This window comes from Streptomyces crystallinus (assembly GCF_039521265.1).
Lineage (GTDB): Bacteria > Actinomycetota > Actinomycetes > Streptomycetales > Streptomycetaceae > Streptomyces > Streptomyces crystallinus.
The window spans coordinates 52,676-69,568 of sequence record NZ_BAAACA010000016.1 but is presented as its reverse complement, the minus strand read 5'-3'; the positions used below and the strand labels follow the sequence as shown (position 1 = coordinate 69,568).

The window sequence follows — 16,893 nt, the reverse complement described above, 5'->3', positions numbered from 1 at the left end:
GTCACCCTGTCATTCATCCACGCGGGGAGGCATGGATGGGCAGGAGCCGCAGAACAATTCCGGAGGAGCTTCTGCTGCTCGCTCTGGACCCGGCCACGGGTACCACAGCGCAGCCGCAGTCGCTCGACCTCGGCCTCGCCGGAGCCCAGCTAGTGGAGCTGGCTCTGGCAGGACGGATAGCCCCAGACGGGGATCGTATCGCCGTGGTGATGGCACGGCCGACAGGAGATCCGACACTGGACTCCGCACTGGAACTGCTGCGCAGGCGCGGCAGCCCGGTCCGGGCCGTCCACTGGATCGGCGGGCCCCGGCTGGGGCTGCGCCAGATTTACCTCGCTCACCTGGAGCGGTGCGGCATGGTGCATGCCGTCTCGGGCCAGATGTGCGGGGTGCTGCCGACGACTCGCTACCAAGCGACGGACACGGCGATCAGCCGGGACATCAGGGCCCGGCTGGACAGTGCGATCCGCACCGGCGTACCGCCGGACCCGCGGACCGCGGCGCTCGCCGCGCTGGCCCACGCGGTCGGACTCGGCAAGCACCTGTACCCGGGCAACGAGGGGCGTTCATCCCGCTCCCGCCTCCGGGACCTGATCAGGCACGACCCGATGGGCGGACTGGTGGCGCACGCCGTCATGGACGTCCAGAACGGAGTGGGCGCACAGCCGCGCCGCAGCGCGGGCGGTACCGCCGCCGCGGCGGGCACCCGCGCGACCGCGACCGCGCCCGGCGTTCCGATGCAGCCGCACCGCGGCAGCATGGCCCGCGCCGTGGCCCACTAGCGGCCCGCTCGGCACCACGCGAAGCACCACCGGCACCACCGGCACGACCCGCACCACCGAGCACCACCCCGCACCACCCGCCGCACCGACGTCCCCCTCACGACCCGGTTCGGGAGTCGCGTCACGGGCGCGCGGGGCCGGCCTTCGCCGGTCCCGCGCGCTTCGCGTCTGCCGAGGCCCGGCGCTCGTACCCCCGGTAGCCGGTACCCCACCGTGTGTGGCCATTTCCCAGCGCGGCCAGGAACATTGGTGGCAGTCTGCTGAGCGGAAGAGCAGAAGAACAGCAGAAGTGCCGCAGCCGGAGGTGCAGTTCCCGTGGCGTCCAACGTCAATCCCACCGTCAGGCGACGCCGACTGGGCCAGGAGCTCCGTCGGCTCCGCGAGCTCAAGGGCATGACGGCCGAGGAGGTCGCCGAGCGCCTGCTGGTCTCCCAGTCGAAGATCAGCCGTCTGGAGAACGGCCGCCGCTCCATCAGCCAGCGCGATGTGCGCGACCTGTGCGGAGTGTACGAGGTCGAGGACCACCGGATCGTCGACTCGCTGATGCAGATGGCCAAGGACTCCCGGCAGCAGGGCTGGTGGCACGCCTTCGGCGACATCCCGTACAGCGTCTACATCGGTCTGGAGACCGACGCGGCGAGCCTGCGGGTGTACGAGTCGCTGATCGTGCCCGGACTGCTCCAGACCCGGGAGTACGCGCAGGCGGTCATCGAGGGCATGTGGCCCGAGGCCGCCTCCAGCGACATCGACAAACGCATCCAGATCCGGCTCAAACGCCAGGACCGCCTCACCGACCCGACCAACCCGCTGCGCTTCTGGGCGGTCATCGACGAGGCGCTGCTGCGCCGGGTGGTCGGCAACGAGCAGATCATGCGCGACCAGTTGCTGCACCTGGCACACCTCAGCGAGCAGCCGCACGTGACGCTCCAGGTGCTCCCGTACGACGCGGGGGCGCACCCGGGGATGTACGGCAAGTTCGCCATCCTGGAGTTCCACGACGCCATGGACGCGAGCGTGGTCTATCTGGAGGGTGTCACCAGCGACCTGTATCTGGAGAAGGCCAACGACGTGCAGAGCTACACGGTGATGTACGAGCACCTGAGGGCCAAGGCGCTGAGCGCGGAGCAGTCGCGGGACTTCATCCACCGTGTGGTGGACGGCTACTCGTCATGAGCGAGTGACACGAGGGAAGTCATGGGGCGCGCACCTTACACCTGCGCGGCCTCAACTGAGAAGAATCCGATGGAATATGCCACCCGGATGGGTGAAGGGCCGCTGTCATCGGTGATGTTGCGGCGTAGCGTCGCACGCAGAGCCGCTGGCCCTCAGCGGCCGGGCACATCACCCGGGCAACCGGGCCAACCATCGGAGTCATTATGCGCGTTCAGCAGCATGCACTGACGGAGTGGACCAAGTCGTCGTACTCCGCCGTGAACGGCGACTGTGTGGAAGTCAAGGCGGCCGATCTCTCGACCGTGTCGGTCCGCGACTCCAAGGAGCCGCTCCAGGGGATGCTCGACTTCACCCCCGCGACGTGGTCGGCCTTCGTCGAGGGCGTCAACCGCGCCTCGTCCCGCGGGGTCTGACCTCCACGGGTTCCGCTCCACTGCACCACGAGCAAGGCCCTCTCGACTGGTCCGCCGTCCTAGCCGAGAGGGTTGCCCGGCCTTTGTCTGCGGCTGAGTGGTGGGTTGCTCGCGCAGTTCCCCGCGCCCCTAAAGGTCTGTGGCTGAGCTGACGTCGCAGGCTGGCCCGAACCCCCTAGGGGCGCGGGGAACTGCGCGACCAGCCACCCACTCAGCCGCAGACAAAGGCCGGGCCCTCACCCCCGCAGGCGGTCCACATACCGGTCCGTCCCCGGGACCGTGGGGATGAACGGGGCCACCAACTCGACGCGGCCCAGGCTCGCTTCCGAGACCTCCGTCTCCAGACCCGTGAAGTGCTCCTCCCACACCTCCGCCGGGTCCCGCTCGAGGAACCACAGCAGCGTGAGGCGGGTGTCGACCCCCTCGACCTGCTTCACGTACGTCATACGGTCGCCCGGCAGCGGAGTCGGGCGGAAGACCGTCACCAGCGCCGTCGGGCCGCCCGCGAGGCGGCGCGGCAGCTGGCGGGAGCGCAGCCATTCCAGCAGCTCCCCCCGCCGCTCCGGGCCCTCGGCGTCGATCACCTGAAGCACCAGGCCCGCGTACGGGTGGTCCAGCGCGTGATAGTCGCGCGGCCCCGCCGCCCCGTCCCGGTAGACCGTCGCCTCGTGGTCCTGGAAGGCGGTGAAGACATGGGTGCGGTCCTGGTAGACCCGGCCGTCCCGGTTGAGCCGCCGGTTGATGCCCACCGTCCACTTCATGTGGTCGTCGTAGCGGCCCTCGGTGATCCAGTACGTGGAGAGGTAGCACCCGGCGGTCACCGGCGCCGCGATCGCGGACTTCTCCGGGTAGCGCAGCTCCTGGAGCTCGCGGGTGGCCACCCAGCGCCGCCCGGCGAACATCCAGGGCATCGCCATCGCCCCGGCGTAGTAGTGGTCGTCCTCGTACCAGCGGTTGTACGCGTACTCGTGGCCCGGGTGCGGCTCCACCATGGTGATCAGGGCGTGGCCGGGGTGCACCCCGTAGGGCCCTACCGCCGCCAGCTCCGCGTACGTCCCGCTCCTGGTCTCCTCGCTCACCGCGTTCCCCTTCCCTCCTGCCGTCGACCGCCCTACTCTGACGCCCCGTCAGAAGAACTGCCAGAGCCGGGAGGCGCCCAGATGTCGCTGAGCGGGAAGACGGTCGTCGTGTCCGGTGTCGGGGCCGGGCTCGGGCACCAGGTGGCCGCGACCGTCGTACGGGACGGGGGCAACGCGGTGCTGGGCGCGCGCACCGAGGAGAACCTGGTCAAGGCGGCCCACGAGATCGACCCCGAGGGCGCGCACACCGCCCACCGGCCCACCGACATCACCGTCGAGGCCGACTGCGAGGCGCTGGCCGCGCTCGCGCTCCAGCGGTTCGGCCGGATCGACGCGGTGGTCCATGTCGCCGCCTGGGACAGCTACTTCGGCGGGGTGGAGGACGCCGACCTCGCCACCTGGCAGGGCGTGTTCGACGTCAATCTGCTCGGCACCCTGCGGATGACCCGGGCGTGCCTGCCGGCCCTCAAGGAGCGCGGCGGCTCGGTGGTGGTCATCGGCACCCAGTCGGCCATCGCCGCGCCCTCCCAGGTCAGCCAGGCCGCCTACGCGGCCTCCAAGGGGGCGCTGACCTCCGCGATGTACTCCATGGCCCGGGAGTTCGGGCCGCACCGGATCCGGGTGAACACGGTGCTGCCGGGGTGGATGTGGGGTCCGCCGGTGCAGGCGTACGTCCGGTTCACCGCGCACACCGAGAAGGTGTCCGCGGCCGAGGTGCTCGGGCGGCTCACCGAGCGGATGGCGCTGCCGGAGCTGGCGACGGACGCGGACGTGGCGGAAGCCGTGGCCTTCCTGGCCTCGGACCGGGCGAGGGCGATCACCGGGCAGTCGCTGCTGGTGAACGCGGGGGAGATCATGCGCTAGCCACGCTCAGCCGGACCCGCTCTCCCGGCCGCACGGGACCCGCATCCCGTGCGGCCGTTCACGTATGTACGCGACGACGGGCATCGTCCGTACGCATCGACGAAGGGCGAGTTCATCGTGCGGGCGGCGGAAGAGGCGCCACAACACCCCACCAGGTAAAGCAAGGGCAAAATCGTTCTGCTTTCTGATCTGCGTTCATATCCATGACCAGCGAAAGCCTTGACCGACCCTCCGAACAGACGGTTCAATCCCCGGAAGTCCCCGCTCCCGCACGGGGCCCGCTGAGCCGGACGCACAGACGAAGAGCACCGGCAGACACCTCGATGTTCACAAGGCGGACCCCTCGGAGGGGGCAATGAACAGTCTCGACTGGGCCGTGCTCATCGGCTACTTCGGCGTGATGGTCGCGATCGGCGTGTGGTCCCACAAGCGGGTCGACGACGTCTCCGACTTCTTCACGGCCGGCGGCAAGATGCCGTGGTGGCTCTCGGGCATCTCCCACCACATGTCCGGCTACAGCGCGGTGATGTTCACCGGATACGCGGGGATCGCCTATCGCTACGGCGTGACGTCCTTCGTCACCTGGTCCTTCCCCATCGCGGTGGGCATCGGCATCGGCGCCAAGCTCTTCGCGCCCCGGCTCAACCGGCTGCGCTCCACCCTGCACGTGGCCTCGCCGCTGGAATACCTCAAGAACCGCTACAACGTCTCCACCCAGCTGGCGCTCGCCCTCTCGGGAATGCTGCTGAAGATCGTGGACGTGGGCGCCAAGTGGGCGGCCATCGCCACCCTGTTGTCGGTCTTCACCGGGGTCAGCATCACCCAGGGCATCCTCGTCACGGGCTGCATCACCGCCGTGTACTGCACGGTGGGCGGGCTGTGGGCGGACGCGCTGACCGAGCTCGGGCAGTTCGTCATCCAGCTGTGCGCCGGGGTCGCCATGCTGGTCGCCACCCTGGGCAAGCTCGGCGGCTTCAGCGCGCTGTGGACGGTGTGGGACAAGCTGCCCAGCGGCCACGCCGAGCCCACCGCCGGGCCCTACACGCTCACGTTCCTGCTCGCGTTCCTGTTCATCAAGACCTTCGAGTACAACGGCGGTATGTGGAACCAGGCCCAGCGGTACATGGCCACCGACTCGGCCCGCTCCGCGACCCGTTCGGCCCGGCTCTCCGCGATCCTGTGGCTCGTCTGGCCGGCCGTCCTGTTCTTCCCCATGTGGTGCGCGCCGCTGCTGGTGCACGCCAAGAAGCCGGACGCGTCCGACTCGTACGCCCTGATGACCGAGACCCTGCTGCCGCACGGGCTGCTCGGCCTCGTCATCGTCGGGTTCTTCTCCCACACCATGGCGATGTGCTCCTCGGACGCCAACGCCATCTCGGCGGTCTTCACCCGGGACATCGCCCCCGCGCTCTCCCGACGGGCGCGCGGCTGGGACTCGCGGGCGGGGCTGCTGGCGGCACGCCTGTCCACGCTGGTCTTCCTCGGCCTGTCGATGTCGATCGCCACCCAGGTCAACTCGCCCACCTTCAAGGACATCATCACCGTGGTGATCAAGTGGGTGGCGGGGCTGATGGGCCCGATCGCGATCCCGTTCATGCTGGGCATGCTGCGGACGTTCCGCAGGTCCGGCCCGACGGCGGCGCTCACCAGCTGGGCGGCGGGCCTGCTGGCGTTCTTCCTCGTCAACTACAACCTGGACGGCTCGGACCGTACGGGGGTGGCGCTCCAGTACCAGGTGTCGGTGCCGCTGGCGATCTCGCTGGTGCTGTACGCGGTGATCGGCCTGGTGAAGCCGGAGGACACGCCGGAGCGGGACGCGCTGCTGGCGCGGATCGACTCCGACGGTGACGGGGACGGGGACGGGGACGGGGAGGGCGGTTCGGGTGCCGGATCGGCGGCGGCGGTGGTCCCGGCCCAGCCCCCGGCGGCCGAGCCGAAGGCCCTGGAGCTCTGAACCCCGGCGGCTACGCCCGGGGGTAGCGGGCCAGCCACGCCGGGGCACTGGCCCCGGGGCCGTGCAGGGCGGGCCCCTGGGTCATCTCCATCGCGAAGTCGTCGGCGAGTTCGAGGACCGTGGAGCGCCCTTCCAACTCGGCGAGCCAGCCCGGCGGGAGGGCGGTCTCGCCGTGCAGGGCGCCCAGCAGCGTGCCGCACAGGGTGCCGGTGGCGCCGGAGGGGCCGTCGTGGTGGACCGCGAGCAGCAGGCCGTGGCGGATGTCCTCGCCGACCAGGGCGCAGTACACGGCGATGGCCAGCGCCTCCTGGGCGAGGTGCCCCTCGCCGAGCGAGGCCACCAGGCCCGGGCTGGGCATGCCCTGGCGTACGGCGCCGAGGGCGTGCTGGAGGGCGTCGGTGACGGGCTGGTGGCCCGGGCGCTGGGCCAGCAGCCCGAGGGCCCGCTGGACGGCCGCGTCCAGCGACTCGCCCCGGGCGAGGCCGTGCACGACCACCGCGAAGGCACCGGCCGAGAGGTACGCGGCCGGGTCGCCGTGGGTCTGGGCCGCGCACTCGACGGCGAGCTGGAACACCAGCTGCGGCTCCCAGCCGACGAGCAGGCCGAAGGGGCCGGAGCGGGTGAGTGCGGCGGGGTCGCGGGCGTCCGGGTTCTTGGGCCGGTCGAGGGTGCCCATGACGTCGTCGGCGAGCCCGAGCAGACAGGGCCGGGCCGGGTCGCGTCTGCTGTACAGCCACTCCTGCCGGGCCAGCCACCCGTTGTCCTCGCGCCGCTCGTCCGGCCCCCAGTCCCGCTGGGTGGCGCCCCACCGCAGATACGCCCGGTGTACGTCGGTGGGCGGGTGCCAGGCGCCGGTGTCGCGGCGGACCTGGGCGCGGATGAGGCCGTCGACGGTGAAGAGGGTGAGCTGGGTGGCGGCGGTGATCCGGGCGCCGGGGGCGGTGATGCCCTCCGCGCCGTACCGGGCGCGGAGGGCGTCGAGGGTGAGGGGGCCGGCGGGGGCGCCGAGCGCGTCGCCGATCGCGCCGCCGAGCAGGCTGCCGCGGACTCGGCTGCGGAAGTCCTGCTGCTCTGTGCGGCCCCATATGGAGGTGGTGGGTCCGGTGGCTGCTGCGGTCATGGCGCTGCACTGTAATTGATTGGGTGGGGGTGGAATAAGACCGCGCGGATCCAGTGCGGACCGATGGTGCCCGGACTTTGTCTGCGGCTGAGTGGTGGGTTGCTCGCGCAGTTCCCCGCGCCCCTAGGGGGCCGGCCGCAGCCGGAGAACCCAGCTCAGCCACAGGCTTTTAGGGGCGCGGGGAACTGCGCGAGAAGCGGCCACCGGGTCGCAGACGAGCGCGCAGCGGGGTGCAGGGGCGGAGCCCCGCTCAGGGGGCCGGGGGCGTAGCCTGCGCCTCCACGCGGTGCCAAGCCTGGCGTACGCGGCGCGACAGCGCACCCCCGTCCACCCCGCCCCACAACCCCAGCTCCTCCACACCCTCCGCCTCCCCCGCCGCCTCCTCCCACGACAGCCCCCGCCCCGACGAGAGCAGCTCGTCCGCGCGGGACCAGTCGCCCCGGGCGCAGGAGGCGACCAGGCCGGAGCCCGGCCAGCGCGGGGTCTCGCCGAGGCGGGCCAGCGCCAGCGCCCGGTCGAGCGAGAAGGGGGCCGCCACGGACGCCGCCGCCCCGAAGTTCCCCCGCGCCCGGTGCGACGCGGCCCGCGCCTCCCCCGAGACCCGCCCGGACAGCAGGGCCAGGCAGTGGGACAGGAGCGGACCCGCCGGGCCGCCGGCCGCTAGGCACACCCGGGCCCGGCGCCCGTACGCCCAGCCGATCTCGGGGTCGAGCGCGAGCGCCCGGTCGAGCGCGGCGAGGGCCTCGGCCGGGCGCGCGAGGGACAGCAGCGCCGAGGCCACCGCCGCGTGCAGCGCGCCCTGCCCGGGGTCGAGCAGCACCGCCCGCGCCAGGCACGCGTACGCCTCCTCGTGGCGCCCCAGGGCGAGCAGTACCTGCCCCCGCCCCGCCACCGGCACCGCGTCGGCCGGATCCTCCTCGGCCGCCGCCGCGTAGTCGAGGAGGGCGTCCTCGTACCGCCCGGCCCGCCAGTACGCCTCCCCCCGCACCGCCAGGATCCCCCGGTCGCGCGGGCCGGCCAGGGCCACCGCCCGGTCGAGGTCCAGGAGTTCGGCCTCGGTCTCGCCCAGGTCCGCCAGCAGGAAGGAGCGCTCCACCAGCGGCGGCGCGCTAGAGGCGTGGAGCCGTACCGCCCGGTCCAGGTCCGCCCGCGCCTGCGCCACCCGCCACAGCCGCCGCCGCACCCGCCCCCGCCACGTCAGCGCGTACTCGTCGTCCGGCGCCTGCTCGAGCGCCAGGTCCAGGTCGGCCAACGCGCCCTCGGGGTCGCCCAGTTCCGTCCGCAGCCGCGCCCGCATGATCAGCGCCCAGGTGTAGCCGGGCTCCACCTCCAGCGCCCGGCCGAAGTCCGCCAGCGCCTCCTCGTGGCGGCCGAGCGCCTCCAGGGACAGCGCGCGGCTGCCGAGCGCCCACGCGTACTGCCCGTCCAGGGCGAAGGCGCGGGCGTACTCCGCCACCGCCTCCTCGTGGCGGCCCGCCGAGCGCAGCAGGTCGGCCCGCTCGCCGACCACCCAGGCCGGGTCGGTCGACAGCCGCTCGGCGCGCTCCAGGTCGGCGAGCGCGCCCGCCTGGTCCGCGAGGCCGCGCCGGACCTGGGCGCGGCGCATCAGCGCCCACACATAGTCCCCGTTCAGTTCGAGGGCCCGGTCCAGGTCCGCCAGCGCGCTCTGCAAATCCCCCATCTGGTGGCGGGTCTGGCCGCGGCTGGCCGGGGCCCACGCGTCGCCCGGGTCGAGCAGCACCGCCCGGTCCAGATCCGCCAGCGCCTCCTCGAAGCGCCCCAGCCGGCGGTAGATGTCGCCCCGGTAGCCGATGTAGTACGCGTCGTCCGGCGCCAGCTCGCACGCCCGGTCCAGATCGGGCAGCGCCGCCGCCGCGCCGTGCAGCGCGTTGTGCGCCACCGCGCGCCCGTAGTACGCCCGGGCCCGCCCCGGGTCGAGCGCGATCGCCTGGTCCAGCTCGGCCAGCGCCTGCTGGTGGGAGCCCTCGTGGCGCAGCCCCGCGGCCCGTACGACATGGGCGGCGGCGCGGCCCTCGGCGCTCAGCCCGCCCCGGGACAGCAGCAGGCCCATCACCTCGCCCACGCCCCCGCGTTCGTCGGCGAGGGCCGCCAGGCAGTCCGCGCCCCAGCGCCGCAGCGGCTCGTCGTCGGCGTCCTCGCCCGCCTCGGCGAGCGTGGTGGCCCAGCGGCGGGCGACGGCGGGCCCGGCGTCGCAGGCGTCCACGCCGTCGCGCAGCATCCGGGCGAGCGCGGCTCCGGGCCGGGCGCACAGCAGGTGGTACGACTCCTCCAGGCGCAGCTCGCGCCACTGCTCGCCGCGCCACAGACGCCGTGCCGGGAGCGACTCGCCGGCCGCCTCGCGGCGCGCCCCGACCGCCTCGGCGAGCCGCTGGTGGCAGGCGGTCCAGCGCTGCGGCGAGCCGGTGCGCTGGACGCCGAGCATGGCCGCGCGCACCACCCCGTGGTACTGGGCGCGCCCGCCGTGGTCGCTGACGAACGGCAGTGACCGCAGCCAGCCGTACAGGCCCGCCGCGTCCTCGTCGACCGCCGCCCGGAAGACGTCCTCGTCGATGCGCCGAGGCAGCGCGCAGGCGAGCGCGGCCGCCCGCCGCACCGGGTCGCCCTCCCACTTCAGGAAGCGGTCCACGGCGGTGGCGCCGGGGGCGCGCGCGTCGCCCGGGTTCTGGGCGAGCGTGGAGACCAGCACCGGCAGCCGGCCGGAGAGCCGCAGCACATCGCGGACGACCTCCTCGTCCACCACGCCCTTGGCGGCGAGCAGCTGGCGCGCCTCGGTCTCGGTGAACAGGTCCAGCGGCAGCTCCGCCACCAGGTCCGCGCAGTCCGCCCAGCAGCCCGGGTCCAGGCGCCGCTGGCCCGCCAGGACCAGCACGACCTGCGAGGGCAGCGCGCCGTAGCGCTCGGTGGTGACCAGGTCGCGCAGCCAGGTGTCGAGGAAGGGCGAGGTGCGCTCGTACGTGTCGAAGAACAGCACGGTCCACGGCGCCTCGTCGGCCAGCCGCACCAGCTCCGCCACCAGGACCGGGGTGAGGACCCGCACCGGGTCCAGGACCAGCTGGACGTCCTCCTGCTTGCCGAACCGGGCGCTCAGGGCCGCCCGCAGCCGGTCCGCGCCCAGCGCGAGCTGCTGGGCGTCCACGCCGTTGGCGAGGATCCCCACGCCGGGCACCATCCCCAGGCCCGCCAGGGACGCCTGGGCCAGGGCCGTCGACCCGGGCGAGGGCGCGGGCCCCGCCGGGTCGGCGGGCGCGGTGGCGGACTCCGCCTCGTAGCGCCGCTGGCGGTAGGTCGCCAGCAGGCGCTCCAGGGACTTGAGCGGGTGGCCCTGGCGGGCGAGGTGCGTACAGATCGCGGCGAGCGTCTCGGGGACGCTGTTGACGGCCTCGTCGGCGTAGGCCGTCAGCGCGCCGCGCTCGCGCGCGGTGTGCTCCAGCTCGCGCACCAGCGACGTCTTGCCGACCCCGGCGGCGCCGTGGATGTGGAAGACGAACCGGTGCCGCTCGTCGTCGACCGGGATCTCGAAGTTCTCCCGGAACAGGGCGAGTTCGCCCCGGCGACCGACGAAACCCGCACGTCTGCGCCGCCGGATGAGCTCCTGCATCGAGGGTTTGCCCGCTGCCATGGGATCAGTATGCGACCCCAGGGCAGCGGAACACCTCGGTCCCCCTCGGCCCCCCTCAGTCCCCCAGCACCGGCAGCAGCTGCGGCAGATGCCCGTCGGAGGCGGCCGCCGCGTTCTGGCGCTCGCGCGGCACCTCGCCGTACAGCGTGGTGCGCGGCTTCGCGGGGCGGCCCGCCGCCTCCGCGATGGCGACCAGGTCCTTGACGGAGCGGTACGAGCCGTAACTCGACCCGGCCATCCGGGAGATGGTCTCCTCCATCAGCGTGCCGCCGAGGTCGTTGGCGCCCGAGCGCAGCATCTCGGCGGCGCCCTCGGTGCCCAGCTTCACCCAGCTGGTCTGGATGTTGGGGATGTGCGGGTGCAGCAGGAGGCGGGCCACCGCCATCACCGCGCGGTTGTCGCGGGTGGTCGGGCCCGGCCGGGCGATCCCGGCGAGGTAGACCGGCGCGTTGGTGTGGATGAAGGGCAGGGTCACGAACTCGGTGAAGCCGCCGGTCTCCTGCTGGATGCGGGAGAGCGTACGGAAGTGGCCGAGCCAGTGGCGGGGCTGGTCCACATGCCCGTACATCATCGTGGACGAGGAGCGGATGCCCAGCTCGTGGGCGGTCCTCACCACCTCGATCCAGGTGGCGGTGGGCAGCTTGCCCTTGGTGAGGACCCAGCGGACCTCGTCGTCGAGGATCTCGGCTGCGGTGCCGGGGATCGAGTCCAGGCCCGCCTCCTTGGCGGCGGTGAGCCACTCGCGGATCGACAGTCCGGTGCGGGTGGCGCCGTTGACGACCTCCATCGGCGAGAAGGCGTGCACATGCATGCCGGGCACGCGCTCCTTCACCGCCCGCGCGATGTCGAAGTACGCGGTGCCCGGCAGGTCGGGGTGGATGCCGCCCTGCATGCACACCTCCACCGCGCCCACGTCCCAGGCCTGCTGCGCCCGGTCGGCCACCTGGTCCAGGGAGAGGGTGTACGCGTCGGCGTCGGTGCGGCGCTGGGCGAAGGCGCAGAAGCGGCAGCCGGTGTAGCAGACATTGGTGAAGTTGATGTTCCGCGTGACGATGTACGTGACGTCGTCGCCCACCACGTCCCGGCGCAGCTCGTCCGCGATCCGGCAGAGCGCGTCCAGGGCCGGGCCGTCCGCGTGCAGCAGCGCCAGCGCCTCGCCGTCGGTCAGCCTCGTCGGGTCGTCGGCGGCGGTGGCGAGCGCCGCCCGTACGTCGGTGTCGATACGGGAGGGCGCCATCCCGGGCGCGGCCGCCTCGCGCAGCGCCTCCCAGTCGCCGTACACCTCGTCGAAGTCGTCGCGGCGGTCGGAGGTGCGGCCCTCGGTGTCGATGGTGGAGTGCAGGTCCGTGCGGCCGGTGGCGGTGAAGGCCTCCTCGGGCTCCTGCCACGGGTGGCCCTCGACCACCGCGTCGGGCCGGGCGAGACCCGTCTCGGGATCGGCGAGCGCCCTCACGTGCGGCAGCAGCCGGGGGTCCAGCCAGGGCTCGCCGCGCCGGACGAACTCGGGGTAGACGCAGAGCCGTTCGCGCAGCTCGAACCCGGCGGCGGCGGACTCGGCGGCCAGCTGCTCGATCTGCGGCCAGGGCCGCTCCGGGTTCACATGGTCGATGGTGAGCGGCGAGACCCCGCCCCAGTCGTCGATGCCCGCGCCGATCAGACGCCGGTACTCGCTGTCCACCAGGTTCGGCGGGGCCTGGAGACAGCCGGAGGGGCCCATGATGTGCCGCGCCACCGCGACCGTGGCGACCAGCTCGTCCAGCTCCGCGTCCGGCATCCCGCGCATCGCGGTGTCCGGCTTGGCGCGGAAGTTCTGGATGATCAGCTCCTGGATGCCGTGGTACGAGCGGGCCACCCGGCGCAGCGCGAACAGCGATTCGGCGCGCTCCTCGTACGTCTCCCCGATCCCGATGAGCAGGCCGGAGGTGAAGGGCACGGAGGAGCGGCCGGCGTCCTCCAGCACCCGCAGCCGTACGGCGGGCTCCTTGTCCGGGGACCCGTGGTGCGGCCCGCCCGGCTCGGACCACAGCCGGGTCGCCGTGGTCTCCAGCATCATGCCCATGCTGGGCGCCACGGGCTTGAGCCGCTGGAAGTCGGTCCACGACATGACGCCCGGGTTGAGGTGCGGCAGCAGGCCGGTCTCCTCCAGGATGCGGATGGAGATGGCCCGTACGTACGCGATGGTGTCGTCGTAGCCGTGCGCGTCCAGCCACTCGCGGGCCTCGGGCCAGCGGTCCTCCGGCTTGTCGCCGAGGGTGATCAGGGCTTCCTTGCAGCCGAGCGCGGCGCCGCGGCGGGCGATGTCCAGCACCTCGTCCGGGGACATGAACATCCCGTGCCCGGCGCGGCGCAGCTTGCCGGGGACGGTGACGAAGGTGCAGTAGTGGCACTTGTCCCGGCAGAGCCGGGTGAGGGGGATGAAGACGCTCTTCGAGTACGTGATGACACCCGGGCGTCCGGCGGCCTCCAGGCCCGCGTCACGCACCCGGGCGGCGGAGCCCGCGAGGTCGACGAGGTCGTCCCCCCGCGCCTGGAGCAGCACGGCGGCCTCACCGACATCCAGCGCGACCCCGTCCCGGGCCCGTTTGAGCGCGCGGCGCATCGCGTTGACGGTGGGGGCGTCTGCCTGCGGTCGCTGCGCGCTGGAAGTCATTACCCGAGCATACGAGTGGTTGTGGCCCGGCTTTCGTCTGCGGCGGGGTGGGTGGCTGGTCGCGCAGTTCCCCGCGCCCCTGGGTAGTTCGCCGGCTGCGGCCCGGTGGCCGCTTCTCGCGCAGTTCCCCGCGCCCCTTAAGGGGTCGGGCGTAGCCGGGGACGCCAGCTCAGCCATGGGGTACTCGGCGGGCGCCGCAGCCTTCGAACCCTGCTCAGCGACAGGCTTTTAGGGGCGCGGGGAACTGCGCGAGCAACCGGCCACTCAGCTGCAGACAAAGTCCGGGTACACGTGCGCGGCTACTCGCCCAAGAACACCGGGTTCGTGAACGCCGCCAAGGGGCCGGGGAGGCCCGGGGTCATTGGGGCGTGGCGGAGTTCGGCGCGGACGTACGTCGCGTACGACGGCGTCGTCCGCCACGAGACACCCCCCGCCCCCGACCCCGGCAGCGCAGACGTGAACAGCGTCCCCTGATCCGTCACGAACGACACCGTGCAGCCGGCCGCACCCGTCACGTCCAGCCGAACCGTCACCGGCTCGTCCGGCGCCGCCCGCAGCCGCCCACCGATCCCCGCGTGCCCGCCCCGCCCGCCCGAGACGCCGAAGGAGAGGGACACCGCCGAGGACTCCGCCACGTACGACCGGCCCGCCTTCAGACCCGCCTGGATCGCCTCGCGGGAGAGGTCGTCGGCCAGGACGACGGTCTGCGGGCCACCGATCCGGTCGGGATCCCGGTGCGCGTCGCTGTTGCCCATCGCCGGCGTCCAGCGCCCGCCCGACCGCGCCGCCACGGCCAGCGTGTTGTCCCACTCCTGGAGGGTGACCTCGTCGTCGGGGGTGTACGGCCCGTTCCACACCTCCACCGCGTCCGCCTCGCCGAACCCGAACTTCCAGTTGCAGCCGACGCAGGTGGCGTGCGGATGCGCGGGCACCACCAGACCCCCGGCCCGCCGGATCTCCCGCGCGAAGTGGCCGAAGCGGTTGTCGCGGGCCCGGTAGCGCCAGTCGACGAAGGTGCCGGGGTCGGTGCCGAGCGCCAGTACGTGCCCGTTGCGCGTGGTGATCTCCTCGCCGGTGAGGATCAGCAGGTCGTCGCCCCACAGCCCCTCCCACGCGGAGTGCGAGGAGTGGGTGTTGTGCTCGGAGGTGTTGATGAAGTCGAGACCGGCCGCCCGCGCCAGCCCCGCGATCTCGGCGGGGGTGCGCTTGCCGTCCGAGTACCAGGAGTGCAGATGGCAGTCGCCCCGGTACCAGGCCCGGCCGCGCCCCTTGGCCCGGGTCGGCGGGTACATCGGCGACGGCGTGCTGCCCCGCTCGCCGTACTTCAGGGTGATCGTCACCGTGTACGGCAGACCCTGCGGCGCGACCGTGTACGGCCCGAGCGCGATGTGCCAGGTCCCCGCGCGGACGGGGCCGGGGATGTACCCGGGCGTCGCCGCGTCCGCCCGGATGAAGAACTCCGTCCGGGCGCCGCCCGACCAGCCCCGGAAGCCCCGCCCGCCCAGCTCCGTGCCGCGCTCGTCGAAGACGCCGATGTCGAGGGCGTTGTTCTGGGTGCCCGCCGGAACGGTGACCTTCTCGTACGTGTACGACACGGCCAGCTCGCGCACCCCGCGCGGGACCTCGACCGGCAGATAGACGAAGTCGGGCGCGCCGGGCGGGAGGGTGCCGGTGACGACCCGGGTGGTGTCGCCCCCACCGCCGCCGCCCGGGGCCGCGTTCGCGAAGCTCACGGTTCCCAACGTAAGCTCGGTGGCCGCTCCCGTTACGAGCAGGCCGCGCCGGCCGATTCTCCGGTCGTGCGGCGTGCCGTCCTGCGTCGCGTCCTGGGCTCTGTCCTCGGATCCGGTCATGGCGGGTGCTCCCAGCGGGATGGAAGGGGTGCCTGTCGGTACGTGTCCGTCGCTGCCCACAGTCGTACGCGCGCGTGAACTACTGGGCAAGGGGCGGCGGTTGGGCGATGGCGGATTAGTGGCTGGCCCATGGTCGGTCCATGGCCGGTCCGTGGTGGTGGTGGCCGGGCGGGATCCCTTGCACCTGTGAGGGAGGGGGGATAGGAAGTGGGAATGCGTATCGCCACCACGATCTTCCTCACCGACGAGACGATCACCCCCGTCCGGCTCGCCCGCGAGCTGGAGCAGCGCGGATTCAGCGGCGTCTATCTGCCGGAGCACACGCACATCCCCGTCGAACGCCTCTCGCCGTACCCGCCGGGCGGCGAGCTGCCCCGCCAGTACGGCCGGACCCTGGACCCCTTCGTCGCGCTCGGGCAGGTGGCGGCGGTCGCCCCTTCGCTGGACCTGGGCACGGGCATCACGCTGGTCGCCCAGCACGACCCGATCGACCTCGCCAAACAGGTTGCCACCCTGGACCACCTCTCGGGCGGCCGCTTCACCCTCGGCGTCGGCTACGGCTGGAACCGCGAGGAGGCCGCCGACCACGGCGTGGAGTGGTCCACGCGCCGCGAGCTGGTACGGGACCGGATGGCGCTGATGCGGGCGCTGTGGGCCGAGAAGCCCACGGCGTACGAGGGCGCCTTCGGCTCGGTGCGGGCCAGCGAGGCGCACCCCAAGCCGGTACGGGGCGGGGCGCCGCGGGTGCTGGTGGGCGGGGCCGCGGGGCCGAAGCTGTTCGGGCACATCGCGGAGTACGCGGACGGGTGGATGCCGATCGGGGGCGGGGGGCTCACGGAGTCGCTGCCGCTGCTGCGGCGGGCCTGGGCGGAGGCGGGACGCGACCCTTCCGCGCTGCGGGTCGTCCCGTACGCGGTGCTGCCCTCGCCGGGCAAGCTGGCCCACTACGCGGACCTGGGCATCGAGGAGCTGGTCCTCCAACTCCCGTCGGCGGACGAACCGACGGTCCTGAAGTCACTGGACGACTTGACCCCGTTCTTGAACGCGTCCTGAGCTGCCCGGTTTTTGTCTGCGGGTGAGTGGTGGGCTGGCCGCGCAGTTCCCCGCGCCCCTCTTGTGCCCGGTCTCTGTCTGCGGGTGCGTGGGTGGCTGGTCGCGCAGTTCCCCGCGCCCCTGGGTAGTTCGTCGGGCGCGGGCCGGTGGCCTCTTCTCGCGCAGTTCCCCGCGCCCCTTAAGGGGTCGGGCGTAGCCGGAGACGTGAGCTCAGCCATGGGTGCTCCGCGGGGGGCTTCAGCCTTCGAACCCTGCTCAGCCACAGGCTTTTAGGGGCGCGGGGAACTGCGCGAGCAACCGGCCACCGGCCCG

General features: G+C 72.9%; 11 protein-coding genes. 6 read left to right on the top strand and 5 right to left on the bottom strand.

Annotated features, from left to right (window positions below; all coding sequences use genetic code 11):
- Window positions 1-35: 35 nt before the first annotated feature.
- From ABD236_RS16435 to ABD236_RS16425, 3 genes are all read left to right on the top strand, one after another.
- Complete coding sequence (locus ABD236_RS16435) at window positions 36-782, top strand: GOLPH3/VPS74 family protein (protein ID WP_344074444.1); 747 nt, start codon at window positions 36-38, stop codon at window positions 780-782.
- 315 nt (window positions 783-1,097) lie between these two features.
- Window positions 1,098-1,955: a helix-turn-helix domain-containing protein gene (locus ABD236_RS16430; protein ID WP_344074443.1), complete on the top strand. Its 858-nt coding sequence runs from the start codon at window positions 1,098-1,100 to the stop codon at window positions 1,953-1,955.
- A gap of 203 nt (window positions 1,956-2,158) precedes the next feature.
- The gene (locus ABD236_RS16425) at window positions 2,159-2,368 is read left to right on the top strand and encodes a DUF397 domain-containing protein (RefSeq protein WP_344074442.1); all 210 of its coding nucleotides are present in this window, start codon (window positions 2,159-2,161) and stop codon (window positions 2,366-2,368) included.
- A 236-nt stretch (window positions 2,369-2,604) separates the two neighbouring features.
- Here ABD236_RS16425 and ABD236_RS16420 read toward each other — a convergent pair whose 3' ends face one another.
- The gene (locus tag ABD236_RS16420; protein WP_344074441.1) at window positions 2,605-3,447 is read right to left on the bottom strand and encodes a hypothetical protein; all 843 of its coding nucleotides are present in this window, start codon (window positions 3,445-3,447) and stop codon (window positions 2,605-2,607) included.
- Window positions 3,448-3,528: 81 nt separating this feature from the next.
- Here ABD236_RS16420 and ABD236_RS16415 point away from each other — a divergent pair, with 81 nt between their 5' ends.
- On the top strand, window positions 3,529-4,311 hold the full coding sequence (locus ABD236_RS16415; RefSeq protein WP_344074440.1) for an SDR family oxidoreductase: 783 nt from the start codon (window positions 3,529-3,531) through the stop codon (window positions 4,309-4,311).
- Window positions 4,312-4,666: 355 nt separating this feature from the next.
- Window positions 4,667-6,265 (top strand): sodium:solute symporter family protein, encoded by a 1,599-nt coding sequence (locus ABD236_RS16410; RefSeq protein ID WP_344074439.1) that lies wholly within the window; start codon window positions 4,667-4,669, stop codon window positions 6,263-6,265.
- Window positions 6,266-6,275: 10 nt separating this feature from the next.
- Here ABD236_RS16410 and ABD236_RS16405 read toward each other — a convergent pair whose 3' ends face one another.
- The 4 genes from ABD236_RS16405 to ABD236_RS16390 all read right to left on the bottom strand — a co-directional run bounded on the left by ABD236_RS16405 (window position 6,276) and on the right by ABD236_RS16390 (window position 15,528).
- Window positions 6,276-7,385, bottom strand: coding sequence for an ADP-ribosylglycohydrolase family protein (locus tag ABD236_RS16405; RefSeq protein ID WP_344074438.1), 1,110 nt, complete (start codon window positions 7,383-7,385; stop codon window positions 6,276-6,278).
- A gap of 250 nt (window positions 7,386-7,635) precedes the next feature.
- Window positions 7,636-11,025: a tetratricopeptide repeat protein gene (locus tag ABD236_RS16400; RefSeq protein ID WP_344074437.1), complete on the bottom strand. Its 3,390-nt coding sequence runs from the start codon at window positions 11,023-11,025 to the stop codon at window positions 7,636-7,638.
- A gap of 55 nt (window positions 11,026-11,080) precedes the next feature.
- Window positions 11,081-13,675, bottom strand: coding sequence for a bifunctional FO biosynthesis protein CofGH (locus ABD236_RS16395; protein WP_344074436.1), 2,595 nt, complete (start codon window positions 13,673-13,675; stop codon window positions 11,081-11,083).
- Between the two features lie 299 nt (window positions 13,676-13,974).
- On the bottom strand, window positions 13,975-15,528 hold the full coding sequence (locus tag ABD236_RS16390) for a CehA/McbA family metallohydrolase (RefSeq protein ID WP_344074435.1): 1,554 nt from the start codon (window positions 15,526-15,528) through the stop codon (window positions 13,975-13,977).
- Window positions 15,529-15,741: 213 nt separating this feature from the next.
- On the opposite strand from ABD236_RS16390, the gene ABD236_RS16385 reads away from it, so the two are divergent.
- The gene (locus ABD236_RS16385) at window positions 15,742-16,581 is read left to right on the top strand and encodes an LLM class F420-dependent oxidoreductase (RefSeq protein WP_344074434.1); all 840 of its coding nucleotides are present in this window, start codon (window positions 15,742-15,744) and stop codon (window positions 16,579-16,581) included.
- The last annotated feature ends 312 nt before the right edge of the window (window positions 16,582-16,893 follow it).